Genomic DNA, 24624 nt, shown 5'->3' with positions numbered 1-24624 from the left:
GAGGAAAAGCTGCGGCGACGTGACGACACTCAAAGCCATGGAGTGCATCATAGGCGCCAAGCGCCGCAAGGCGCATTCGTCGTGGGAGGATGGGATGGGCGTTCTGCCGTCGGCTCTGTCGTCGAACGGCTATGCGCTGGACTGCAGCCCGGCGCGGCTGGGCTGGCTGGCGCCGAGCGATCCGGCGGAGGATCTTGCGGCCCTGCGCTCGCGCTACGACTCCGAGGGCTATCTCTGGCTGCGGTCGCTGCTGCCGCGCGCGGCGGTGCTGGAGTTCCGCCGCCACGTCTTCGCGCAATTCGCCGAGCTCGGCCTGCTGGCCGAGGGCTTCGACCCGGTCGAGGGCCGGGCTTCCGAGCGCCCGGCCGACGCGGCCTCGCGCGGCCGGCTGATGGAGCTGGTGCGGTCCTCCGCCTTCGAATCGTTCTGCCTGATGCCGGAGCTGTGGCGCTTCATCGACCGGCTGATCGGCGGCAATTCCACCCTGCACCGGCGCAAGATCCTGCGCTTCACCCGGCCCGGCGACCCGGCCGCGACCGGCGCGCATTACGACCTGATCTATCTGCGCGCCGGCACCGACCGGCTGGTCACCGCCTGGATCCCGATCGGCGACGTGCCGATGCGGATGGGCGGGCTGCTGTATCTCGAAGGCTCGCACCGCCTGGGCCGCGAGATGGAGGCGGAGTTCAGCCGCAAGAACGCCGGGCTGTCGCCGGAGGAGCGGATCAGCGCCTACAACCGCAACATGACCGAAACCGGCTGGATCTCGAAGGACCTGCCGGCGATGGCGGAGCGCTTCGGCACCCGCTGGCTGGCCGCGGACTACGCCGCCGGCGACGTGGTGCTGCACAGCCCCACCATGATCCACGCCGCGACCCGCAACGACGATCCGGACGGGATCATGCGCCTGTCGGCCGACATCCGCTTCCAGGACGTCCGCGACGAGGCCGACCCGCGCTGGGGCGCACATTGGGGCCTGGGCGACGGGCTTTAGTCACGAGCCGCGATCCCAGGGCGGGGTGCCGCGGAAGGCCTCGGCCAGGAAGTCGATCATCACCCGCACCTTGGCACTGAGATGGCGGCGGCTCGGATACACTGCCAGCACGTCGATATCGGCCATCCGGTAGCCGGGCAGCAACGGCACCAGCCGGCCCTGCCGCAGGTCGCCGCCGATCAGGAAGGTCGGCTGCCAGATGATGCCGAGCCCGGCCAGCGCCGCGGCACGCACCGTATCGCCGTTATTGCTGTGCATGACGCAAGGCACCTTCACGGCGTGTGGCTGGTTCGACTCATCGGCCAGGTGCCATTCATCGGCGGTCGCGGCACCGCTGTAGCCGATGCAGTCGTGGTTCAGGAGGTCGGCCGGCGTCTGGGGCGCACCGCGACGGGCGATGTAGTCCGGCGCGGCACAGACGATGTTGCGCGAGGCGGCCAGCCTGCGGGCAACCAGCGCCTGGGATCCGCCCCCCGAGATCCGGACCGCGAGGTCGTAGCCCTCGCCCACCAGATCGACGATTCGATCGACCAGGTCGACATCCAGCTCGATTTCCGGATGGCGCGCCAGGAACCGCGGCCACAGCGGCGCCAGATGCAGGATGCCGAAGCTGAGCGGCGCGTTGATGCGCAGCCGCCCGCGCGGGCTGAGCGCGGCGGAGGAGGCGATCGCCTCGGTCTCCGCCACCTCGTCGAGGATGGCGCGCGCCCGCTCATGCAGCGCCTGGCCCGCCTCGGTCAGTGACAGTCGCCGCGAGCTGCGGTTGATCAGGCGGGCGGCGAGATGCGCCTCGAGCTCGTTGACATAGCGGGTGACGTTGGCCGGCGAGGTGTCGAGCGCCTCGGCCGCCCGCGCGAAGCTGCCCTTCCCCGCCACCGCGACGAACATCTCGAACGCGCGCAACCGGTCCATTCGCCGCCGCTCGATCATTCATAAAAGCTGAACGAGCCTATCATATCCCGTGCCTTCTCTACAGGTTTCCTGATAGGCATATCTTGAGGCGACGGCAGGACCAACGGCGTCCCGCCCTATTCCAGGAGTTCCGGACATGAACCGTCTCGACAGCAAGGTCGCGATCATCACCGGCGCAAGCGCCGGCATCGGCCGTGCCACCGCCATCCTGTTCGCCAGGGAAGGCGCGAAGCTGGTGCTCGGCGCCCGTCGAGAGGCCGAGCTGGCGAGCCTCGTCGCCGAGATCGAGACTGCGGGCGGGCAGGCCGTGGCGCTAGCCGGCGACGTCCGCTCGGAAGACTATGCCAAAGCGCTGGTGGCGCTGGCGGCGGAGCGTTTCGGCCGACTGGACATCGCCTTCAACAACGCCGGCACGCTCGGTGAGACCGGTGCCAGCACCGGCGTCTCCGAGGCCGGGTGGAACGACACCATCGCGATCAACCTGACCGGCGCTTTCCTGGGGGCGAAGCACCAGATCGCCGAGATGGCGAAGCATGGCGGCGGGTCGGTGATTTTCACCTCGACCTTCGTCGGCCACACCTTCTCCTTCCCCGGCGTCGCCGCCTACGCTGCCAGCAAGTCCGGCCTGATCGGCCTGACCCAGGCGCTGGCCGCCGAGTTCGGCCCGCAGGGCATCCGCGTCAACGCGGTGCTGCCGGGCGCGGTCGACACCGACATGTATCGCACCGCGAACGCCACGCCGGAGGCGCGGGACCATCTGAGCAGCCTGCACGCACTCAAGCGCGCCGGCACGCCGGAGGAGATCGCCCGCTCCGTCCTCTACCTGGCGTCGGACGACGCCTCCTTCGTCACCGGTACCGCCTCGCTGGTCGATGGCGGCATCTCGATCGCGCGCGGGTGAGACAATCCGTCGAGGGGCGGGCCGCCGCCCCTCACCCACCCCTCACCCGCCGCCGCGGTAGAGGATGCGGAACTGGCGCGGCGGCATGGCGAAGTGGCGGCTGAAGGCCTCGTAGAAGCGCGACACCGAGCCGAAGCCGGCCTCGAAGGCAACCGTGACGATGTCGGTGTCGGTCGACAGCAGCAGCGCCTGCGCCACATAGAGGCGCTGACGGGTGAGATAGCCGCCGATGCTCATGCCCAGCGCCTCGCGGAAGATCGCCATGGCGTAGTTCGGGTGCAGGCAGACCGACGCGGCCACATCGCCGACCGAGATCGGCTCGCTGGCATGGGCGGCGACGAAGCCGGCCATGGCCCAGACCTTGGCGTGCCGCCCCTCGGCGGCGGCGGCGCCGTCGCCGGTGTCGCTCAGCACGTCCCAGCCGCACAGGTCGCTGCGCCGCAGCCGCTGCTCGATCTCCTGCCGCACCAGGGCGGTGATCCGGTCGTCACCACGGTTCAGCTCGGCATGCCAGTGCTCGAACTGGGCCGCGTCGAAGGGCAGCGGCGCCCGGTCGCCGATCATGCTCCCGCCCAGCACCGCGCTCTTCAGCCGCGGCCCTAGCGCGGCGCTGAGGAACATCTCGATCGGCAGGTACAGGCAGACGAAGCTGGCCGGGCTCGACGCCTCGATGGTCTGATGCGGGATGGCGCCCCAGAAGAACACGAAATCGCCGGCCCCGATCGTCACCCGCCGGCCGTTGAACAGATAGGTCGCCGCTCCTTCCAGCATCAGGTTCAGCTCGATCTGGCTGTGCTGGTGCGCCCGCCGCATCACCAGCACCTCGCGCCTGGTGTCGGCGCTGACGATGTGCTCGGACAGGCCCGGCAGCCTCGGTATGCGCGCAGTCTGGGCTCGGCTCATCGTCGGACCTTAGGATCCCGGAAGAATTCGTCCCTGATCGGGACGACATGCGGAAACCATCGGATTCATACTCCAGGCGCAAGGCGACGATAAGCTCCGCGAAGACGGTCCTGCCTGTGGCAGGCTGGACCCTTTGGCCGGACCAGACACGATATGAGGGAGGACTCTATGAGCAGACTCGGCAGGATCGCCGGCATGATGTCCGGCCTGGCCGGCGCGGCCGTCTTGGCCCTGACGGCGCCGGCGATGGCGCAGTCGGACGTGAAGGGCGAGATCACGGTCTGGAGCTGGAACGTGGCGGCCACGGCGCTGAAGTCCGTGGTGCCCGACTTCAACAAGGCCTATCCGGACGTCAAGGTGACGGTCGAGGACCTCGGCAACCAGCCGGTCTATGACCGCGGCCTGGCCGGCTGTTCCGCCGGCGGCATCAACATGCCGGACGTCTATTCGGTCGAGAACCATGAATCCGAGGTGTTCTGGGCCCGCTTCCCGGACTGCTTCGCCGACCTGAAGTCGCTCGATCCGAAGGAGGCCGACCTCCTCGCCAAATTCCCGAAATTCAAGCTGGCGGAGCTGACTGTCGGCGACAAGATCTACGCCATGCCCTGGGATTCCGGCCCGGCCGTGGTGTTCTACCGCCGCGACATGTATGAGGCCGCCGGCGTCGACCCGGCCAAGATCGCGACCTGGGACGATTTCATCGCCGCCGGCAAGGCGGTGCAGGCCAAGGCCGGGGCCGACGTCAAGTTCCTGTCCTTCAACAGCGGCGGCACCAGCACGACCTGGTTCCGCATCCTGGCCAACCAGGCCGGCTGCGCCTATTTCGACGAGACCGGCGAGCACATCACGGTCAGCCAGCCCGGCTGCGTCCAGGCGCTGGAGACGGTGAAGAAGATCTCCGATGCCGGGCTGTTCATGGAGGGCGACTGGGACGGCAGCCTGCAGGCGATCAAGGCCAACCGGCTGGCCAGCTCGGTCTACGGCGCCTGGTACGAGGGCTCGGTCCGCGGCAATGCGCCGGAGCTGAGCGGCAAATGGGGCGTCTTCCAGCTGCCGGCCTTCACCGCCGGCGGCAACCGCGCCGCCAATATCGGCGGCTCATCGCTGGCCATCCCGGCCTCCTCGAAGAACCCGCAGGCGGCGCTGGCCTTCATCAACTTCGCACTCGGCCGGCCGGACAGCCAGATCACCCAGCTCAAGGCGTCCGGCCTGGTGCCGACGCTGCCGGAGGCGGTCAACGATCCCTATGTCCAGCAGGCGCAGCCCTACTGGGGCGGCCAGAAGATCTGGGAGGTGGTGCTGAACACCCTGTCGCAGATCAAGCCGGCGCGCGGCACCCAGTATTTCGCCGAGGCCGACAACATCGCCGACGGCATCCTGCTGGCCTATCTGAAGGGCGGCTCGAAATCCGCCAAGGAGACCCTGGACGAGGCCGCCGAGCAGATCTCGGCCGCCACCGGCCTGCCGGTCGCTGAGTGATGGGGGCCGAGTGACGGAGGCCGCGTGATGGGAACCGCCACCCGAGCCGGCCTCCGGGCCCCACAGACACGCGCGGCCCCGGCCGCCGCCCTGTCGGAGGCCGGCGGCGGGTGGCGGCGCCGGCGCCACGCGCTGGCGCCATACTGGTTCCTGCTGCCCTACCTCCTCGTCTTCGCCGTGTTCTGGTGCTGGCCGATCATCGATTCGGCGCTGCTGTCGCTGCAGAACACGCGGGTCAATCCCTGGGCCTGGAACATCGCCATCAACTGGCGGCGCCTGCTGGTCGACCGCGCCTTCCAGGAGGCGCTGAAGAACACGTTGATCATCCTGGTGATCCAGGTGCCGGTGATGCTGGTCCTGGCCACGCTGCTGGCCCTGGCCTTGAACTCGCCGCTCTTGAAGCTGCGGCCGATCTACCGCTTCGCCTTCTTCGCCCCGGTGGTGGTCAGCGACGTCGCCTATTCGGTGGTGTTCCGGCTGCTGTTCAACGGCCAGTTCGGCGCCGTCAACCACGGCATGACGGCACTTGGCCTGGCCCCGATCGACTGGCTGCACGATCCGAATGCGGCGATGGCGACGATCATGGCGGCGGTGACCTGGCGCTGGACCGGCTACAACGCCATCATCCTGCTGGCGGGGCTGCAGTCGATCCCGCGCGACCTGTACGAGGCGGCAGCGATCGACGGCGCCTCGCCGGTCGACCGCTTCTTCCGCATCACCCTGCCGCTGCTGAAGCCGATCGTGGTGTTCTGCCTGGTGCTGTCGATCATCGGCACCATGCAGCTGTTCACCGAGCCCTGGCTGATCACCGACCGCGGCGGCCCCGGCGGCGCCACCGAGACGCTCGGCACCTATCTCTACAAGCAGGGCTTCGTCAGCCTGAACTTCGGCTACGCCGCGGCGATCGCCTACACCATCGCGGCCATGGCGGCGGTGATGGCGGCGCTCAACCTCATGCTCACCCGCGGCCGGAAGTCCTGAGGAGGATGGCGATGCTCCGCACCATCGGATCGCGCCGGCGCTGGGGCACCTGGGCCCTGACCGGCGGCATGGCGCCCGTGGCGCTGCTGTGGCTGGCGCCCTTGTACCTGATGGCGGTGTTCGCCACCCTGCCGGACTACGCCATTTTCTCGCCGGAGCTGCCGCTGACCCCGGGCGGCAACCTGCTGGAGAACTGGGCTTTCCTCGACGACACGGCCAGCTTCGGCCGGGCGATGCTGAACTCGATCGGCATCGCCACCGTGTCGGCGGTGCTGTCGCTGCTGCTGACCAGCATGGCCGGCTATGCCTTCGCCCGCTTCCAGTTCGTCGGCAAGCAGGCGACCTTCAGCCTGCTGGTGGCGACCCTGACCGTGCCCTATGCCGTGGTGATCATCCCGCAATACGTGCTGGTGGCCCGCGATCTGGGCCTGTCGAACACCTGGATCGCGGTGATCGTGCCGCCGCTGTTCAACTCGATCGGCGTGCTGTTCATGCGCCAGACCTTCCTATCGCTGCCGCAGGAGCTGTTGGACGCCGCCCGTATCGACGGCGCGCGCGAGGGCCGGATCTTCTTCTCCATCGCCCTGCCGCTGGTGCGGCCCAGCATGGCGGCGCTGGCGATCATCCTGTTCCTCGCCTCCTGGAACAACTATCTGTGGCCGCTGCTGGTGGCGACCCAGCCGGGCGCCCGCACCGCGCCGGTGGCGCTGGGCAGCCTGATCGGCCTCAACGTCGTGCCCTGGGGCGCCCTGATGGTCGGGGCCACGCTGCTGACCCTGCCCATGCTGGTCGTCTTCATCTTCCTGCAGCGCTACTTCGTGGCCGGCATCACCGCCGGCGCAGTGAAGTAGCTCCCCACCCTTCGCTCCTGACGAGGCTTCCGAATGCTCGGCGTCTGCTATTACCCGGAACATTGGCCCGAAGAGTGGTGGGAGGATGACGCCCGCCGGATGCGCGAGGTCGGCATCAGCTTCGTCCGCATCGCCGAATTCGCCTGGTCGCGGATCGAGCCCGAGCCGGGGCGCTTCGACTGGGCCTGGCTCGACCGCGCCATCGACACGCTGGGCGCCGCCGGGCTGAAGGTGGTGATGTGCACGCCGACGGCGACGCCGCCGAAATGGCTGGTCGACCGCCACCCGGACATCCTGCCGGTCGACGAGAACGGCAACGTCCGCGGCTTCGGCTCGCGCCGGCACACCAGCTTCTCCAGCCGCACCTGGATCAAGGAGAGCGCCCGCATCACCGACGAAGTGGCGCGGCGCTACGGCAGCCATGATGCGGTCGCCGGCTGGCAGACCGACAACGAGTTCGGCTGCCACGACACCGTGCTGTCCTACGGGCCGGAGGACGTCACCGCCTTCCGCACCTGGCTGCGCCACCGCTACCAGACGCCGGACGCGCTGAACCAGGCCTGGGGCAACGTGTTCTGGTCGATGGAGGCCGGCAGCTTCGACGAGATCATCGCCCCGGTCGGCGCGGTGACCGAGACCAACCCGGCGGCGCGGCTGGACTATTGGCGCTTCGCCTCGGACCAGGTCGCGTCCTACAACCGGATGCAGGTCGAGATCATCCGCCAGCATTCGCCGGGCCGCTTCGTCACCCACAACTTCATGGGCTTCTTCCAGGAGTTCGACCACTGGCCGCTGGGCGAGGACCTCGACATCGCGTCCTGGGACAGCTACCCGCTGGGCACGCTGGAGAAGATCGCCTGCGACGATGACGAGCGGGCGCGCTGGGCCCGCACCTCGCACCCCGACCTGGCGCCGTTCAACCACGACCTGTACCGCGCCGTCGGCCGCGGCCGCTGGTGGGTGATGGAGCAGCAGCCCGGGCCGGTGAACTGGGCCGCCTGGAACCCGGTGCCGAAGCCCGGCATGGTCCGGCTGTGGAGCTGGGAGGCGCTGGCCCATGGCGCCGAGGTCGTCAGCTACTTCCGCTGGCGGCAATGCCCGTTCGCGCAGGAGCAGATGCATGCCGGGCTGAACCGTCCGGACCGCAAGCTCTCGCCGGGCGGCCAGGAGGCGACGCAGGTCGGGCAGGAGCTGGCGCGGCTGGGCGCCCTGCCTGCCTCCGGCCAAGCCCCGGTGGCGCTGGTGTTCGATTACGAGACCTCCTGGATCACCCGGATCCAGCCGCAGGGCCGCGACTTCCGCTACACCGACCTGGTGTTCCGCTGGTACGAGGCGATCCGCCGCTTCGGCCTGGATGTCGACATGGTCCGCCCCGGCGCGTCGCTGGCCGGCTACAAGGCGGTGGTGGTGCCCAGCCTGGCGCAGGTGTCTGAGGCGGCGCGGCAGGCCTTCGCCGCCACCGATGCGGTCATCCTGTTCGGCCCGCGCACCGGGTCGAAGACCCGCGACTTCGCCATCCCGGACGGGTTGCCGCCCGGCCTGCTGCAGGAGCTGCTGCCGCTGAAGGTGACCCAGGTCGCCTCGCTGCGCCCGAACCTGGTGGAGCCGGTCGAAGGGGCCGGCTTGAAGGGATCCATCCGGCGCTGGCGCGAATGGCTGGAGACCGGCCTGCCGGTGCAGGCCAGCTTCGCCGACGGCGCCCCGGCCCTGGTCGGCGATGGCAGACGCTCCTACCTGGCCGGCTGGCCGGACCCGGCGCTGCTGCGCGGCGTCATCGCCGATCTGCTGGGCCGCGCCGGACTGGACCTGATCGAGCTGCCGGAGGCGGTGCGGCTGCGCCGCCGCGGCGGCCTGACCTTCGTCTTCAATTATGGCGAGATCGACTGGATGGCACCGGTGAAGGATGCCGGCCGTTACCTGCTGGGCGGGCCGGTGGTGCCGCCGCAGGGCGTGGCCTGCTGGCGGGCGGAATAAGGGAAGCGAGAGATGATCTACGGCACGATCCCCGGCGTCGCCAAGCCGGTGGCCCGGATGGTGATGGGCGTCGACAACCAGGACGACCTGGCCCAGGCGACCCCGCTGTTCGACGACTATATCGAGCGCGGCGGCAACTGCTTCGACACCGCCCGGATCTACATGCGCGGCGGCTGCGAGGCGCTGTTCGGCGAATACCTGGCGAAGAGCGGCGTGCGCGACAAAATCGTCCTGATCGGCAAGGGCGCCCACACCCCGAACTGCACGCCGGAGGCGGCGCGCAGCCAGCTGGAGCAGAGCCTGGAGGCGCTGCGCACCGACCGGGTCGACATCTACTTCCTGCACCGCGACAACCCGCAGGTGCCGGTCGGCGAGTTCGTCGACGTGCTCGACGCGCTGCACCGCGAGGGCCGGATCGGCGTGTTCGGCGGCTCGAACTGGAGCCTGGAGCGGTTCCGGGCGGCCAACGACTACGCGAAGCGCGCCGGCAAGACCGGCTTCACGGTGTTGAGCAACAACCTGGCCCTGGCCCGGATGATCGAGCCGGTCTGGGCCGGCTGCGTCTCGGCCCGAGACCCGGAATGGCTGGGTTATCTGGAGGAGAGCGGCACGGCGCTGTTTGCCTGGTCCTCGACCGCCCGCGGCTTCTTCACCGGGCGCGGCGACCCGTCCAAGGCGGCGGAAGAGGCCGAGATCGCGCGTTGCTGGCACGCCGACGACAATTTCGAGCGCCGCCGCCGCGCCATCGCCTTGGCCGGGACCAAGGGCACCAGCCCGGTACAGATCGCCATGGCCTGGGTGCTGTCGCAGCCCTTCGCCACCTTCGCCCTCTCCGGCCCGCGCACCCTGGACGAGAGCCGCCGCAACATCGAGGGCCTGTCCGCCGACCTGACCGAGAGCGAGCGCGACTGGCTGGACCTGAAGCGGGACCAACTGTAGGGCGCTCATGGGGCCCGGCCCCCAACACTGTCATTGCCGGGCTTGACCCGGCAATCCAGAGATCGTCGACAGCTTCTGGATGCCCGGGTCAAGCCCGGGCATGACATTTTGTGGGCAAGCGATCCGTGATTTGGGTTCCCGCGCCGCGAGCCCGTCCACACATCGACGCGTCCATCCAGGAAACCATTTGCAAATTGGTTCCCTTTGCGCTTGGCTGTTCGGCAAGACGAAGCGGCGTTGCGCGTCAGGATCGGTCCTCAGGGTCGGCTGGCCGGGCGTCCTCAAGCACATCAGGGACTGGCAGATGGCTCGGAGCCGGAATGGCGGACGCGGCCTTTGGGAGACCAATGGCTGAAGTGGTTTCATCCGAAACGCGCGGCGTGTCCAACTCCAGCGCGGCGCTGGAGCGGCTGCGCGCGCTGCTGGACGCCGAGGGCGACCGCGCCGAATGGCAGCTGCCGACCGAGCGCGACCTGGCCGCCCGCATCGGCGTCGGCCGCCGCGCCGTGCGCCGGGCGCTGGAGGTGCTGGAGGCCGAAGGGCGGATCTGGCGTCACCAGGGCAAGGGCACCTTCGCCGGCCAGCGGCCGCCGGTGCAGCCGCATCTGATCGAATCCCTGGCCGACCGCACCAGCCCGCTGGAGGTGATGGAGGCCCGGCTGCAGATCGAGCCGGCACTGGCCCGGCTGGCGGCGGTGAAGGCGTCGCCCGAGAGCGTCGCCGCGCTGCGCCGGATCGAGCGCAAGACCGCGGCCAGCATGGACAGCGACGGCCACGAGCTGTGGGATAGCGCCTTCCACCGCCACATCGCCGAGACCGCCGGCAACGGCCTGCTGCTGGCGCTGTTCGACTGCATCGACCGGATCCGCCAGTCGCCGTCCTGGCGCCGGCTGCGCGAGGCGGCGCGCAACCGCATCCGGCTGCGCGCTTATACCAGCCAGCATGGCGACATCGTCGCCGCGATCGCCCGGCATGACGGCGCCGGGGCCGAGGCGGCGATGCGCCGCCACCTGCTGGCGCTGCAGGCCAATCTCGAGGCGGCGATGCATGGCGAGCCGGCGCCGCAGGACGCGGTGCAGGACCGGCCCGTTCACCACAGCGAGAGCGCGGAGGCGGCCGATGGCCTCGGTCTCTGACGTCCGCGTCGCCCGCGCCCCGGCCGCCGCCACGGAGCCCGCGCGGGAGACCGTGCTGGAGGTGCAGGATTTCGCCCTGTCCCTGTCGCCCGGCCGCAACCTGGTCGAGGGCGTCTCCTTCTCCGTCGCCCGCGGCGAGACTTTGTGCATCGTTGGCGAATCCGGCTGCGGCAAGAGCATCACCGCGCTGGGGCTGATGGGGCTGCTGCCGCCGGTCGCAACCATCACCTCGGGCAGCGCACGGTTCGAGGGGCAGGACCTGTTCCGGCTGACCGACCGGCAGCGCGCCGATTTGCGCGGCAGCCGCATGGCGATGATCTTCCAGGAGCCGATGACCAGCCTGAACCCGGCCTTCACCATCGGCGACCAGATCGCCGAGGGCGTCCGCCGGCACAAGGCGGTGGGCAAGGCCGAGGCCCGCGGCCGGGCGCTGGACATGCTGCGCCTGGTGCGCATCCCGGCGCCGGAGAAACGGCTGGACGCCTATCCGCACCAGCTGTCGGGCGGCATGCGCCAGCGCGCCATGATCGCCATGGCCCTGGCCAACGACCCGCAGCTGCTGATCGCCGACGAGCCGACCACGGCGCTGGACGTCACCATCCAGGCCCAGATCCTGGCCCTGGTCCGACGGCTGCAGGACGAGACCGGCACCGCCATGATCCTGATCACCCACGACCTCGGCGTGGTGGCGGAGGTCGCCGACCATGTCGCGGTGATGTATGCCGGACGCATCGTCGAATCCGGCCCGGTCGACGCCATCTTCGAGGATCCGCAGCACCCCTACACCATCGGGCTGATGGGGTCRGTGCCGTCGCTCGGCCGGCGCGAGGGGCGACTGGCCACCATCCCGGGCACCGTGCCGCCGGCCGACCGCATGCCGCCGGGCTGCCGCTTCGCCCCGCGCTGCCCCTTCGCCGCGCCGCGCTGCACCGCCGAGACGCCGCCGGCGAAGCTGGTCGGACCCGACCACCACGCCGCCTGCTGGTTCGCGCCGCTGGAGCAGCATGCCGGAGGCGCCGCATGACCGTGGCAGCCCTTCTCGAAGGCAGAGGCCTGGTCAAGCGCTTCGGCGGCGGCCGCAGCCTGTTCGGCGGCTCGCCGGTGGTGCATGCGGTCGACGGCGTGTCGCTGGCGATCCGGCCGGGCGAGACCTTCGCCGTGGTCGGTGAATCCGGCTGCGGCAAGTCGACCCTCGGCCGGCTGCTGCTGCGGCTGATCGAGCCGACCGCCGGCCAGGTGATGTATCGCGGCCGCGACCTGACGGCGCTGCCGCCGAGGGAGATGCGGGCGCTGCGGCGCGAGCTGCAGATCATCTTCCAGGACCCCTACGCCTCGCTGAACCCGCGGATGACGGTCGGCGACATCGTCGGCGAGCCGATCTGGCTGCACGGCCTGGGCGGCGGCGCGGAGCGGCGCGACAAGGTGGCGGAGCTGCTGCGCATCGTCGGCCTGCTGCCGGAGCATGCCGGCCGCTACCCGCATGAGTTCTCCGGCGGCCAGCGCCAGCGCATCGGCATCGCCCGGGCGCTGGCCGGCCAGCCGGTGCTGATCGTCGGCGATGAGCCGGTCTCGGCGCTGGACGTCTCGATCCAGGCGCAGGTGATCAACCTGCTGGAAGAGCTGAAGGAGCGCTTCGGCCTGACCCTGGTGATCGTCGCCCACGACCTGGCCGTGATCCGCCACATGAGCGACCGGGTGGCGGTGATGTATCTCGGCGAGATCGTCGAGGAGGCGCCGGTCGACGCGCTGTTCGACGCGCCGCTGCACCCCTACACCCAGGCGCTGATGAAGGCGATCCCGGTGCCCAGCCCGGCCGGGCGCCAGGCGAAGACGCTGCTGCAGGGCGACGTGCCCAGCCCGACCGCGCCGCCGCCCGGCTGCCGCTTCCACACCCGCTGCCCGCACGCCAAGCCGATCTGCTCCGAGGTCCGGCCGCAGGTCGAGGAGGCCGGGCCGGGGCGCAGCGTTGCCTGCCATTTCTGGCGCGAGATCCAGGATGCCGGGGCCGGTGCCCTGGCCGCGCCGCCGACGCCGCCCAACCTGGCGACGCGGCTCGCTCTCTACCGCGCCCGCCAGGCCGCGGCCCGTCCATAAGAAACCGAACAGGAGGCTCATTCCATGCGCGCACGCCCCATTCTCCTCACGCTCGCCGGCCTGCTGCTCAGCGGCACGGCCTATGGCCAGACCACGCTCCGGGTCGGCCTCAATGAGGATCCCGACGTGCTGGACCCGCACCGGGCCCGCACCTTCGTCGGCCGCATCGTCTTCGCCTCGCTCTGCGACAAGCTGATCGACATCAACCCCGAGCTCGGCTTCGTGCCGAAGCTGGCGACCAGCTGGGCCTGGAGCGACGACAACCTGACCCTGACCTTCACTTTGCGGGACGGCATCACCTTCCAGGATGGCGAGCCGATCGACGCCACCGCGGTAAAGGCCAATCTCGACCGCGCCCGCACCCTGCCCGACAGCCTGCGCAAGAGCGAATTGGCCTCGGTCGCCGATGTCGTCGCGGTCGATCCGAAGACGGTGGCGATCAAGCTGTCGCGCCCCGACGCCACCCTGCTGGCCCAGCTGTCCGACCGTGCCGGCATGATGCTGGCGCCGAAGGCCTTCGCCGGCGACGGCTTCGGCCAGAAGCCGGTCTGCTCCGGCCCCTACAGCTTCGTCGAGCGGGTGCAGAACGACCGCATCGTGCTGCAGAAATACGCCGGCTACTGGGACGCCGCGAACTACAAGATCGACAAGGTGGTGTTCCAGCCGATCCCCGACACCACGGTGCGCCTGGCCAATCTGAAAGCCGGCGACCTCGACATGCTGGAGCGGCTGGCCCCGTCCGACGTCGAGGCGGTGAAGGCGGATGCCGAGCTGCAATTCGTCCCGGTCACCGGCATCGGCTACCAGGGCATCACCATCAACACCGGCAATGGCGACCGCGCGAAGAACCCGCTGGGCCAGGACAAGCGGGTGCGCCAGGCGCTGGAGCTGGCGATCGACCGCGACGCGATCAACCAGGTGGTCGGGGCCGGGATCTACCCGCCGGCGCAGCAGCCCTTCCCCCAGGCCAGCCCCTATTTCAGCGACAAGTTCCCGGTGCGGGCCCGCAACCTGGAGAAGGCCAAGCAGCTGTTGAAGGAGGCCGGGCATGAGCGGGTGGCCTTCGAGTTGGTGTTCGGCACCGGCACCACGGCGCAGCAGATCGCCGAGCTGATCCAGGCGATGGCGTCCGAGGCCGGCTTCGACATCACCCTGCGTGCCACCGAGTTCGCGGCGATGATGAAGGAGGCGGCGTCGGGCAATTTCGAGGCCGAGCAGGTCGGCTGGTCCGGCCGCGTCGACCCGGACGGCAACATCCACGCCTTCGTCACCTGCAAGGGCAACCTGAACGACGGTAAGTACTGCAACGCGGAGGTCGACAAGCTGCTCGACGCCGCCCGGCAGACGCCGGACCAGGCCAAGCGCAAGGCGCTGTACGACCAGGCCCAGGCCATCCTCGAGGACGAGCTGCCGATCATCTACACCTACTACCAGCCCTGGCCGTTCGTGCTGTCGCAGAAGGTGAAGGGCTTCACCGCCTATCCCGACGGCATGATCCGCCTCCGGGGCATGAGCATCGAGGGCTGAGGATGCTCGGGATATCGCATCCATGATCCGGATCATCCTGCGCCGGCTGATGGTGGCGCTGCCGACCATCATCCTGGTGTCGATGCTGGTCTTCGCCCTGCAGAAGCTGCTGCCGGGCGACCCGGTGCTGGCCATGGCGGGGGAGGAGCGCGACCCCGCGGTCCTGGAATATCTGCGCGACAAGTACCGGCTGAACGACCCGATCCCGGTGCAGTATTTCGCCTGGATCGGCCAGGTGGTGCAGGGCGATTTCGGCATCTCGCTGCGCACCGACGCGCCGGTGACCGAGCTGATCGCCCAGAAGCTGCCGGTGACGATCCAGCTGGCCGCCATGGCCATGGTCTTCGCCCTGCTGATCGGCATCCCGGCCGGCATCCTGGCGGCGGTGAACAAGGGCACGGCCGTCGACTACGGCGCCAACATCTTCGCCCTGTCCGGCCTGTCGATCCCGAATTTCTGGCTCGGCATCATGCTGATCCTGCTGGTGTCGGTGGAATGGCGGCTGCTGCCCGCCTCCGGCTACGTCTCGCCGTCGCAGGACCTGTGGCTCAGCCTCAAGACCATGCTGATGCCGTCCTTCGTGCTCGGCAACGCGCTGGCCGCGACGCTGATGCGGCATACCCGGTCGGCCATGCTCGGCGTGCTGCGGTCGGACTACATCCGCACCGCCCGGGCCAAGGGGCTGCTGGGCCCTGCCGTGGTGCTGAAGCACGCCTTCCGCAATGCGCTGGTGCCGATCGTCACCCTGGTGACGCTGCTGTTCGGCGAGCTGCTGGCCGGCGCGGTGCTGACCGAGCAGGTGTTCACCATCCCGGGCTTCGGCAAGCTGATCGTCGATGCCGTGTTCAACCGCGACTACGCCGTGGTCCAGGGCGTGGTGCTGTGCACCGCGATCGGCTTCATCGCCATGAACCTGCTGGCCGACGTGCTGTACATCCTGATCAACCCGCGGCTGAGGTACCCGTCATGACCGTGACGGCTCTCGGCACCGACGCCCCCGCCCGGAAGCGGCGCAGCCGCGGCCTGCAGAAATTCCTGCGCAACAAGAGCGCGGTGGTCGGTGCCGTGCTGGTGCTGGCCTTCGTGCTGCTCGCGGTGCTGGCGCCGCTGGTGACGCCGCAGGACCCGCTGCAGACCAGCTTCACCGCCATCCGCAAGGCGCCGTCGGCCGCGCATTGGCTGGGCACCGACGACCTCGGCCGCGACATCTACACCCGCCTCGCCTACGGCGCCCGCGCCTCGCTGATGGCCGGGGTGATCTCGGTCGCCATCGCGCTGGCCGTCGGCGTGCCCTTCGGGCTGATCGCCGGCTATTACGGCGGGCTGGTCGACGGTGCCATCTCGCGCGCCACCGAGGCGATGTTGGCCATCCCCTTCCTGATCCTGGCGATCGCGCTGGCCGCCTTCCTCGGCCCCAGCCTGTCCAACGCCATGATCGCGATCGGCCTGTCGGCGATGCCGATCTTCATCCGCCTGACCCGCGGCCAGGTGCTGAGCGTGAAGACCGAGGATTATGTCGAGGGCGCCCATTCGATCGGCCTGCCCCATCGCTGGATCATCATCCGCTACATCCTGCCGAACGTGATGCCGCCCTTGATCGTGCAGGCGACCCTGACCATCGCCACCGCCATCATCGCCGAGGCCAGCCTGTCCTTCCTCGGGCTCGGCCAGCAGCCGCCGAGCCCGTCCTGGGGCTCGATGCTGAACACCGCCAAGAACTTCATGTCCCAGGCGCCCTGGATGTCGATCTTCCCGGGCGGCGCGATCTTCCTGGTCGTGCTGGGCTTCAACCTGCTGGGCGACGGTCTGCGCGACGCCCTGGACCCCCGCGAAAGCTGAGAGACACCCATGTTCACCACCCGTCCCGAGCTGCTCGGCACCTTCGGCATGGTCACCTCGACCCACTGGCTCGGCAGCGCCGCCGGCATGGCCATGCTGGAGCGCGGCGGCAACGCCTTCGACGCCTGCGTCGCCACCGCCTTCGTGCTGCAGGTGGTGGAGCCGCACCTGGTCGGCCCCGGCGGCGACGTGCCGGTGGTGTTCCATTCGGCGGAGACCGGCCGGACCGAAGTGCTGTGCGGCCAGGGCACCGCCCCGGCCGGCGCCACCATCGCCCATTACAAGGGCGAGGGGCTGGAGCTGATCCCCGGCAACGGCCTCCTGGCCACCGTCGTCCCCGGCTCCTTCGGCGCCTGGATGGTGCTGCTGCGCGACTACGGCAACCTGACCGTGCGCGACGTGCTGGAGCCGGCGATCCACTATCTCGAGGGCGGCCATCCGATGCTGCCGCGCGTCGCCGACACCATCGCCGGGCTGAAGGACTTCTTCGAGACCGAATGGCCGAGCTCCGCCGCCGTGTTCCTGCCCGGTGGGTCGGCGCCGAAGGCGAAGCAGCTGTTCCGCAACCCGGCCCTGGCGGAGACCTGGAAGCGGATCATCCGCGAGGCCGAGGCCGCGGGCGGCGACCGCCAGCGCCAGGCTGATGCGGCGTTCGCCGCCTTCTATCGCGGCTTCGTGGCCGAGGCGATCGACCGGTTCTCCCGCAACACCGAGGTGATGGACGAGAGCGGCCGGCGCCACCGCGGCGTCATCGCCGGCAACGACATGGCAGGCTGGGCGCCGCTCTACGAGGCGCCGCTGACCTATGATTATCACGGCCACACCCTGGCCAAGATCCGGCCCTGGGGCCAGGGCCCGGTGTTCCTGCAGACGCTGGCCCTGCTGAAGGACATCGACCTGGCGTCGATGGGCCCGGCCAGCGCCGATTTCGTGCACACGGTGACCGAGGCGATGAAGCTCGCCTTCGCCGACCGCGAGGCCTATTACGGCGACCCCGACTTCGTCGACGTGCCGGTCGAGGCGCTGCTGTCCGACGTCTACAGCGACGCCCGCCGCGGCTTGATCGGCGCCACCGCCTCGCGCGAGTTGCGGCCGGGCCGGGTGCCGGGCTACGAGGCCCAGGTCGACCGGGTGATGGCGGCGCTGGAGCGGCTGTCCAAGGTCAGCGGCACCAGCCTGGAAGAGCTGGCGGCGAACGAGCCGACCATGGCCGACATGCTGTCGGCCCGGCGCGGCGACACAGTCCATATCGACGCGGTCGACCGCTGGGGCAACATGGTGGCGGCGATGCCGTCGGGCGGCTGGCTGCAATCCTCGCCGGTGATCCCGGAGCTCGGCTTCATGCTGAACTCGCGCGCCCAGATGTTCTGGCTGGAGCCCGGCCTGCCGGCCAGCCTGGAGCCCTACAAGCGGCCGCGCACCACCCTGACGCCCTCGCTCGCGCTGCGCGACGGCAAGCCGTACATGGTGTTCGGGTCGCCCGGCGGCGACCAGCAGGAGCAGTGGCAGCTGCAGCTGTTCCTGCGCCATGTCCATCACGGGCTGAACCTGCAGGAGGCGATCGAGCAGCCGATGTTCCACACGGCGCATTTCCCGAGCTCGTTCTATCCGCGCGAGCGCAAGCCGGGCCACCTGCTGGCCGAGGAGAGCTTCGGCCCCGAGACGCTGGCCGAGTTGCGCCGCCGCGGCCATGATCTGGAGGAGGCGCCGGCCTGGACCGTCGGCCGCCTGGTCGCCGCATCCCGCGACCCCGACGGCCTGCTGCACGCCGCCGCCACGCCCCGGCTGATGCAGGCTTATGCGGCGGGGCGGTAGGGGCAGGCGACGTCGGAGCGCATTGCTTCTCCCGCCTGGCGGGGCCTTTTCAGGACAGCGACTCATCCCTTTGTCGTCATTCCCGCGAAAGCGGGAATCTCTTGCCGATCTGGCGTGACGAGATCCCCGCTTTCGCAGGGATGACGATTTTCTTGGGCAGGCATGCGGCGGCGGCGCGCGGACGCGCGCAGACCCCTCCCCCTGTCCCCTCCCGCAAGGGGAGGGGGAGAGTGGAAAGGCAAAGCGGTTTCGTAGGTTGGGTTCGCGGTAAGCGAACCCAACAGAGGCGCGGCGGCGAGATGTTGGGTTCGAAGGCGAACCCAACCTACGCGGTCGCGCCACGCCGACCCTCAGCTGCTGTCCGGTTCCCAGAGTTTCGGCATGGGCCGGCTGGTGTCGGACGCGTCCAATGGATGAGGCCAGTCGGATTCGGGCTGCGCGGCCGCGGCTCCACTAGGGGCGTCGGGCACGTGATCGGGGGGCAGGCGGTCGGGAGCCTCGGCGGCGGCGCCGTCCCAGTCCCGCGGCAGCAGGGCGGTGTCCAGGTCGCGGCGCTCCTCCGCCTCCTCGGCGGGTTCGAGCTCGGGCTCCAGGCGCTCGCTCTCGGTCAGGGATTCGCGCGGCTCCCTCCGGGGCTCGCCGTTCTGTGAACTGGCTGCCGGYGCGGCCTCGGCTGCCGCAGCTTCGGATGCCACGGCCTCTTCMGCCGGCGTGGGCTCCGTCTTGCCGTTCTTGCGATCCTGRTAGCTTTCGCGGACCCGCTGGCTCATCGCGATCGACAGCCGTACCGAGCGGGCCAGGCGCACCTGCGCCAGCGCGAARTCSGGCTTGGTCCGCGTGATCGGCGTCGCCATCTGCTCGGTCGCGGTCATCCGGGCCGAGCGGAGGCCGATCTCGACCAGCTCGCCCAGGGAGCCCAATGCCCAGYGCGTCCAGGCCAGGTCCGGATCGACCGGCCCGTCATCCAATCCGCAATCCTGAGGCCTCATTTCCATGGAACGTAGCATGAACAGATGCAGCCGATAATACTACTGAGATCGTATTTTCCGTGGAAAAACAATGGGTTGCATCTGCCGCAAATGGGACCTCCTCACAACGCCCATCCCTGACCGTCATTGCGAGGAGGCGAAGCCGACGAAGCAATCCATCGTCCCGCACGAGCTGCGCCATGGATTGCTTCCCCCGGCTCAAGGCCGGGGTCGCAATGACGGTGTTTGGAATTCTGACAGTTTCGTGAGCGAGGCCCCTACTCCGCCAGCTCCCGCATCACCTTGATCAGGTCGGACTTGCCCTCGAAGCCGATGCCGGGAAGCTCCGGCATCACGATGTGGCCGGCCTCGACCCGCACCCCATCCGGGAAGCCGCCATAGGGCTGGAACAGGTCCGGGTAGCTCTCATTGCCGCCAAGGCCGAGGCCGGCGGCAATGTTCAGCGACATCTGGTGGCCGCCATGCGGGATGCAGCGCGACGGCGACCAGCCGAGCTGCGCCAGCACGTCGAGGGTGCGGAGATACTCCACCAGCCCGTAGGACAGGGCGCAGTCGAACTGCAGCCAGTCGCGGTCCGGCCGCATACCGCCATAACGCAGCAGGTTTCTCGCGTCCTGGTGCGAGAACAGGTTCTCGCCGGTGGCCATCGGTCCGGGATAGAACTCGGACAGCGCCGCCTGCAGCGCGTAGTCCAGCGGGTCGCCGGCCTCCTCGTACCAGAACAGCGGATAGTCCCGCAGCATCCGGGCGTAGGCGATCGCGGTCTCGAGGTCGAAGCGGCCATTGGCGTCGACCGCCAGTCGCGCCTGGCTGCCGATCTCCGCCAGCACCGCCTCGATGCGGCCGCGATCCTCGGCGATCGGGGCGCCGCCGATCTTCATCTTGACCACGGTGTAGCCGCGGTCGAGATAGCTGCGCATCTCTGCCCGCAGCGCCGAATTGTCCTTGCCGGGGTAATAGTAGCCGCCGGCGGCGTAGACGAAGACGCGCGGGTCGGCCTCACGCCCCTTGCGCTGCGCCAGCAGGCGGAACAGCGGCTGGCCGGCGATCTTGGCGACGGCGTCCCACACCGCCATGTCGATGGTGCCGACAGCGACCGAGCGTTCGCCGTGCCCGCCGGGCTTCTCATTCGCCATCATCGCCGCCCAGATCCGGTGCGGGTCGAGATTGCTTCCTTCGTCGTCGAGCAGGCTGGCCGGCTCCGCCGCCAGGATCCGGTCGCGGAAGCGCTCGCGGATCAGCCCGCCCTGGCCGTAGCGCCCGTTCGAGTTGAAGCCGTAGCCGACGACCCGGCGGCCGTCGCGCACCACGTCGGTGACCACGGCCACCAGGCTGGTGGTCATCTTGGAGAAGTCGATATAGGCATTGCGGATCGGGGAGGCGATCGGCTTGGTGACCTCGACGACATCGACGATGCGCATGCTGTATTTTCCTTCTGACCAGGGCCTGTTCGTGTTCGAGGATTAAGGCCCGACGGCCGGCACCGCCAATGCCAATGTCAGGATTGCTTATAAGGGATCGGCATAACCGATGGATCTTAACTGGTTGGAGGATTATTTGGCGCTGGCAGAGACGCTGAGCTTCTCCCGCGGGGCGGCGCGGCGCCATGTCACCCAGCCGGCCTTCAGCCGCCGGATCCGCGCGCTGGAGGACTGGGTCGGCGCGCCCCTGTTCCTGCGCACCACGCATCGGGTCGCCCTGACCCCGGCCGGCGAGCATTTCCAGGCCCAGGCCGAGATCCTGGTGCGGGCGCTGCACCAACTGCGCCGCGACACGCTGGAGGCCGCGCGGAAAGGGGCGCCGCCGCTGTCGATCGCGGCCACCCACGCCCTGTCCTTCACCTTCTTCCCGAAATGGATCCGCCGGACCGACGCGGCCGCACGGCTGGGCAGCCTCAACCTGGTCTCGGACAGCCTGCAGGCCTGCGAGCAGATGATGATCCGCGGCGACGTGACCTTCCTGCTGTGCCATGCCCATCCGAGCCTGGCGACGCGCTTCGACGGGCGTCCGTTCCGCAGCATCGTGGTCGGGCATGACGTGCTGGTGCCGTTCAGCGCGCCGGCCGCCGGCGGGGCGCCGCGCTGGGCCCTCGGCGGCGCGGCGGCGCCCCGCTATCTCGGCTACAGCGACCAGTCGGGGCTGGGCCGGATTCTGGCGGGAAGCTGGGAGGCGGCGGGCGAACGGCCGGCGCTGCAGCCGGTCTTCACCTCGCACCTCGCCGCCACGCTGCAATCCATGGCCCGGAACGGCGACGGTCTGGCCTGGCTGCCGCAGACCCTGGCGGAGGAGGACGTCGCCGCCGGCCTGCTGGTCGAAGCCGGCGGCCCGGAGCATCAGGTGCCGATCGAGATCCGGCTGTTCCGCCCGGTGCCGCGGCAGAGCGAGGCCGCCGAGGCCTTCTGGAAGGCTGTCGCCTAGACCCGGATGGTTCAAGCGAGATCGGGTTGTCCCGATTGCACCATGAGTCCCCCCTCCCCTTGCGGGCTACAGCATTCACACATCTATCGGCGACGCCGTGGTGGGCTTACGAGCCCATTGCCTCTCCCGCTTGCGGGAGAGGCCGGACATCCGAAGGATGTCCGGGTGAGGGGATAGCAGCCTCGCCGAAGTGCCGCTGTGCCAGGAGCGAGCACATGATCTGCCCGGTCCTGAAACAACGGTCCTGGTGTCGCCCGAGCTGCCCTCACCCGGTCTCGCTGCGCGAGCCCGACCTCTCCCGCAAGCGGGAGAGGCAATCTGTCCGTATGCCTGCGGTCAGTCTTACCGAGCGGAGGATATGTGAATCCGCTAGCCCTCGCGGGAGGGGGTTAGTGGGAGGGGGGACTAAAAATGAGGGGTGGGTCACAGCTATTCTGAAAAAGCCTCGGTAACGGGAGAGACAACGCGGAGACGCTCGACATCCCCTCAGCCCCGGTTGCGGGCCACCATCGCGGCGATGGTCTCGGCCAATTCCGCCTGCGCCTCTTCAGCGGTGAGATCGCCATTCGCCGCGGCGGTGGACAGGGCCTCGGCGGCGCCCAGCATCGCCCAGAGGCCGGCGGGAGCGATGGCGCCGCCCATGGCGAAGGGGGCGAGCGCGGCGCGGCAGGTTTCCCGGAACGCCGCGTCGCAGTCGCGCTTGACCCGTTCCAGCTCCGGCGAGCTGGTCAGCGCCGCGACCACGCCCGGGATCTCGCGGCCCTGGGCCAGCACGCAGTCGAGATAGGCGGAGGCGATCACCGCCGCCCGCCCTGCCAGGGTCGGCTCGCCGGTCCGCAGCGCGGCCTGCAGCTGGGCCGTCTGGCGGTCGTCGAACTCCCGGTACAGCGCGATCAGCAGCCCGGTGCGCGTGCCGAAATGGTCGTAGACCACCGGCTTGGTGATGCCGGCCTGCTCGGCCAGACGGCCGAGCGTCAGGGCGTCCGTCCCCTCCTCCCGCACCACGCGCCAGGCGACGTCCATGAGCTGGCGATGCCGCTCCTCCCGCGACAGGCGGCGGCGCGGCCGGGGATCGATTTCTCTCGTTCCGGTGCTTGACACGGCTATATACCAAACGTAACTTACCAGAAGTATATAAGACATTCGTCTTTCCCGCAATCACCAGGAGTTGCCGGCATGCACGCGCTCATCGTCGTCGCGCATCCCGATCCCAAATCGCTGACCCACACCGTCGCCGCCCGTCTCGCCGTGGGCGTGTCGGGCCATTCCGTCGAGATCGCCGACCTGATGGCGGAGGGCTTCGATCCGCGCTTCAGCGCGACCGACCACGCCGTCCATCTCAAGCAGGCGGCGCCCTCGGCCGACGTGTTGGCCGAGCAGGCGCGGATCGAGCGCGCCGACGCGCTGGTGCTGGTCTATCCGGTCTATTGGTGGTCGATGCCGGGGCTGCTCAAAGGCTGGATCGACCGGGTCTTCGCCAATGGCTGGGCCTATGACGAGATCCCCGGCGGCAAGCTGGAGAAGAAGCTGGGCCGCCTGCCGGTCCATCTCGTCGCCCTCGGCGGTGCCGGCCAGCGGACCTATGACCGGCACGGCTATTCCGCCGCCATGAAGACGCAGATCGACCACGGCATCTTCGATTTCTGCGGCGCCCGCGTGGTCACCTCCGAGCTGCTGCTGCCCCCGGTCACGCCGGATCCGGGCGCCCATCTGGAAGCCGCCCGCGCCATCGGCGGCAAACTGTTCCGGGCGACCGAACAGGTCGAGGCCGCCTGACCTCACCCACCATCCGTCAGCGCAGGCCCGACAGCAGCGCCCCGATCCGGCGGCCGGCGGCGGTCAGCTGGACCCGGCTGACCGCCCGGACCCGTTCGACATAGTCGCTGGAGAGCACGCGGGCGGAGTCGGGCGAGTTGCCCGCCCGCAGCCTCCCGCGCGCATAAGCGACCTCATAGGCGAGCTCGCGGGTCTGAGCCACCCAATGGGCAAAGGCGGTCTCCGGGTCCGGCGACAGCGTGTCGGCCGGCGGGTCCTGCTCCAGCTTGGCCTCGTGCGATTCCGGCGGCGCGAGGGCGAGCGCGGCCGGATGGCCCGCCGAATCCCAGAACCAATGCAAGCGCTCGGGGGCCGCGTCTGCCGAGGGGCGGACCCAGGCCCATTGCCCGCCGGCATCGGTGATCGGGAAGCGCCACGACATCCACATCGCCGTGTGCAGCGGCTGGTGCATGTCGCCGACGATATGCATCACCCAGCACAGTGCGACCGCCCGGTCCGCATCCGAGGCCGCGGCGTCGCGGGCGACCGCGAGGTTGCGCCCGAACTCGAACTGGGCGCCGCCGAAGGCGAAGGGGATCACGCTGCCTGCCGAGGACACGATCCGCTGGCTGGTATGCCAGCTCGGATAAGCATAGGCGGTGCCCCGCACGGCATCCGGCCAGATCGCCATCAACTCGAACATTCGGCGCTCGCCGTCGCGGCCGGTCAGGCCGCCGAGCTGGGAGTCGAAGCGCGCCCGGTCCGGATGCGCCTGCATCAACCGGAGCACGGCGGCGATCGCCTCCGGGTCGCGCTGCTCCAGGATGTCGTAGGCCAGCGCGCCGGTGGCCATGTGGCCTTCGCGCACCCAGGCCGACGCCTGGTGCGGTATCAGCAGCGCCAGCATCAGCATCGCGCCAAGCCCGGCCGCCCTCCAGCATCTGAGGTGGACCACGAGGGTTCGCATCTGGGCACCTCCGGAGTTTGGTCGCGCCGGCACGTCATGGTGATGGAAAACAGGGGGCGGCGTCACTGCGGCGGAGGATCGCTGCCGGCGAAGCAGCCCTCATCCGGTCTGGAAACGGCTGTCGCCGACGCTGTTCCCCACGGCGTCCGG

At 69.6% G+C, this 24624-nt stretch carries 22 protein-coding genes; 16 read left to right on the top strand and 6 right to left on the bottom strand.

The features are described from left to right. Positions 1 to 94: 94 nt before the first annotated feature. Positions 95 to 994 carry a phytanoyl-CoA dioxygenase family protein gene (locus AB4Z01_RS03585; RefSeq protein WP_441690654.1) on the top strand — a complete coding sequence of 300 codons (900 nt, stop codon included), beginning with the start codon at positions 95 to 97 and terminating at the stop codon, positions 992 to 994. Here AB4Z01_RS03585 and AB4Z01_RS03580 read toward each other — a convergent pair whose 3' ends face one another. Further along, positions 995 to 1906 (bottom strand): LysR family transcriptional regulator, encoded by a 912-nt coding sequence (locus AB4Z01_RS03580; protein ID WP_441690652.1) that lies wholly within the window; start codon positions 1904 to 1906, stop codon positions 995 to 997. A gap of 136 nt (positions 1907 to 2042) precedes the next feature. Here AB4Z01_RS03580 and AB4Z01_RS03575 point away from each other — a divergent pair, with 136 nt between their 5' ends. After that, entirely contained in the window at positions 2043 to 2807 is a 765-nt protein-coding gene (locus AB4Z01_RS03575) for an SDR family oxidoreductase (RefSeq protein ID WP_441690650.1), read from the top strand. Positions 2808 to 2849: 42 nt separating this feature from the next. On the opposite strand, the gene AB4Z01_RS03570 is transcribed toward AB4Z01_RS03575, so the two are convergent. Further along, the gene (locus tag AB4Z01_RS03570; protein ID WP_441690648.1) at positions 2850 to 3710 is read right to left on the bottom strand and encodes a helix-turn-helix domain-containing protein; all 861 of its coding nucleotides are present in this window, start codon (positions 3708 to 3710) and stop codon (positions 2850 to 2852) included. 168 nt (positions 3711 to 3878) lie between these two features. Between AB4Z01_RS03570 and AB4Z01_RS03565 the strand changes: the two genes are divergently transcribed. From AB4Z01_RS03565 to AB4Z01_RS03510, 12 genes are all read left to right on the top strand, one after another. Beyond that, positions 3879 to 5189, top strand: coding sequence for an ABC transporter substrate-binding protein (locus AB4Z01_RS03565; RefSeq protein ID WP_441690646.1), 1311 nt, complete (start codon positions 3879 to 3881; stop codon positions 5187 to 5189). Positions 5190 to 5216: 27 nt separating this feature from the next. Next, on the top strand, positions 5217 to 6170 hold the full coding sequence (locus AB4Z01_RS03560; protein WP_441690644.1) for a carbohydrate ABC transporter permease: 954 nt from the start codon (positions 5217 to 5219) through the stop codon (positions 6168 to 6170). A gap of 11 nt (positions 6171 to 6181) precedes the next feature. Beyond that, a complete protein-coding gene (locus tag AB4Z01_RS03555) occupies positions 6182 to 7021 on the top strand; it encodes a carbohydrate ABC transporter permease (RefSeq protein WP_441690642.1) in 840 nt (279 codons plus the stop codon). Positions 7022 to 7054: 33 nt separating this feature from the next. Further along, on the top strand, positions 7055 to 8995 hold the full coding sequence (locus AB4Z01_RS03550) for a beta-galactosidase (RefSeq protein WP_441690641.1): 1941 nt from the start codon (positions 7055 to 7057) through the stop codon (positions 8993 to 8995). 12 nt (positions 8996 to 9007) lie between these two features. Continuing rightward, on the top strand, positions 9008 to 9934 hold the full coding sequence (locus AB4Z01_RS03545; protein WP_441690640.1) for an aldo/keto reductase: 927 nt from the start codon (positions 9008 to 9010) through the stop codon (positions 9932 to 9934). Between the two features lie 347 nt (positions 9935 to 10281). Then, on the top strand, positions 10282 to 11070 hold the full coding sequence (locus tag AB4Z01_RS03540) for a FadR/GntR family transcriptional regulator (protein ID WP_441690638.1): 789 nt from the start codon (positions 10282 to 10284) through the stop codon (positions 11068 to 11070). Then, positions 11054 to 12094, top strand: coding sequence for an ABC transporter ATP-binding protein (locus AB4Z01_RS03535; RefSeq protein ID WP_441690636.1), 1041 nt, complete (start codon positions 11054 to 11056; stop codon positions 12092 to 12094). The genes AB4Z01_RS03540 and AB4Z01_RS03535 overlap by 17 nt, the downstream gene beginning before the upstream one ends. After that, positions 12091 to 13164, top strand: a complete 1074-nt coding sequence (locus AB4Z01_RS03530; protein ID WP_441690635.1) for an ABC transporter ATP-binding protein — start codon at positions 12091 to 12093, stop codon at positions 13162 to 13164. The genes AB4Z01_RS03535 and AB4Z01_RS03530 overlap by 4 nt, the downstream gene beginning before the upstream one ends. Before the next feature lie 24 nt (positions 13165 to 13188). Beyond that, positions 13189 to 14691 (top strand): ABC transporter substrate-binding protein, encoded by a 1503-nt coding sequence (locus tag AB4Z01_RS03525; RefSeq protein ID WP_441690633.1) that lies wholly within the window; start codon positions 13189 to 13191, stop codon positions 14689 to 14691. 22 nt (positions 14692 to 14713) lie between these two features. After that, entirely contained in the window at positions 14714 to 15661 is a 948-nt protein-coding gene (locus AB4Z01_RS03520; RefSeq protein ID WP_441690632.1) for an ABC transporter permease, read from the top strand. Next, positions 15658 to 16530, top strand: coding sequence for an ABC transporter permease (locus AB4Z01_RS03515; RefSeq protein ID WP_441690631.1), 873 nt, complete (start codon positions 15658 to 15660; stop codon positions 16528 to 16530). Before AB4Z01_RS03520 ends, AB4Z01_RS03515 begins: the two co-directional genes overlap by 4 nt. A gap of 9 nt (positions 16531 to 16539) precedes the next feature. Beyond that, entirely contained in the window at positions 16540 to 18345 is a 1806-nt protein-coding gene (locus tag AB4Z01_RS03510) for a gamma-glutamyltransferase family protein (RefSeq protein ID WP_441690629.1), read from the top strand. Between the two features lie 350 nt (positions 18346 to 18695). On the opposite strand, the gene AB4Z01_RS03505 is transcribed toward AB4Z01_RS03510, so the two are convergent. Both AB4Z01_RS03505 and AB4Z01_RS03500 read right to left on the bottom strand, forming a co-directional pair. Continuing rightward, positions 18696 to 19313 (bottom strand): hypothetical protein, encoded by a 618-nt coding sequence (locus tag AB4Z01_RS03505; protein ID WP_441690628.1) that lies wholly within the window; start codon positions 19311 to 19313, stop codon positions 18696 to 18698. Between the two features lie 278 nt (positions 19314 to 19591). Continuing rightward, positions 19592 to 20755, bottom strand: a complete 1164-nt coding sequence (locus AB4Z01_RS03500) for a mandelate racemase/muconate lactonizing enzyme family protein (RefSeq protein ID WP_441690627.1) — start codon at positions 20753 to 20755, stop codon at positions 19592 to 19594. A gap of 109 nt (positions 20756 to 20864) precedes the next feature. Here AB4Z01_RS03500 and AB4Z01_RS03495 point away from each other — a divergent pair, with 109 nt between their 5' ends. Beyond that, the gene (locus tag AB4Z01_RS03495) at positions 20865 to 21752 is read left to right on the top strand and encodes a LysR family transcriptional regulator (protein WP_441690626.1); all 888 of its coding nucleotides are present in this window, start codon (positions 20865 to 20867) and stop codon (positions 21750 to 21752) included. A gap of 486 nt (positions 21753 to 22238) precedes the next feature. Here the strand turns inward: AB4Z01_RS03495 and AB4Z01_RS03490 are convergent, their stop codons facing one another. Then, positions 22239 to 22775, bottom strand: coding sequence for a TetR/AcrR family transcriptional regulator (locus AB4Z01_RS03490; RefSeq protein ID WP_441690624.1), 537 nt, complete (start codon positions 22773 to 22775; stop codon positions 22239 to 22241). Between the two features lie 153 nt (positions 22776 to 22928). On the opposite strand from AB4Z01_RS03490, the gene AB4Z01_RS03485 reads away from it, so the two are divergent. Next, complete coding sequence (locus AB4Z01_RS03485) at positions 22929 to 23528, top strand: NAD(P)H-dependent oxidoreductase (RefSeq protein ID WP_441690622.1); 600 nt, start codon at positions 22929 to 22931, stop codon at positions 23526 to 23528. Positions 23529 to 23544: 16 nt separating this feature from the next. On the opposite strand, the gene AB4Z01_RS03480 is transcribed toward AB4Z01_RS03485, so the two are convergent. Next, entirely contained in the window at positions 23545 to 24474 is a 930-nt protein-coding gene (locus AB4Z01_RS03480) for a S1/P1 nuclease (protein ID WP_441690621.1), read from the bottom strand. Positions 24475 to 24624: the final 150 nt, after the last annotated feature.

The sequence above is a fragment of the Inquilinus sp. YAF38 genome (assembly GCF_052113205.1).
Taxonomy (GTDB): domain Bacteria; phylum Pseudomonadota; class Alphaproteobacteria; order DSM-16000; family Inquilinaceae; genus Inquilinus.
The sequence above is the reverse complement of the archived record's forward strand: the minus strand, read 5'-3'. Positions and strand labels throughout refer to the sequence as shown.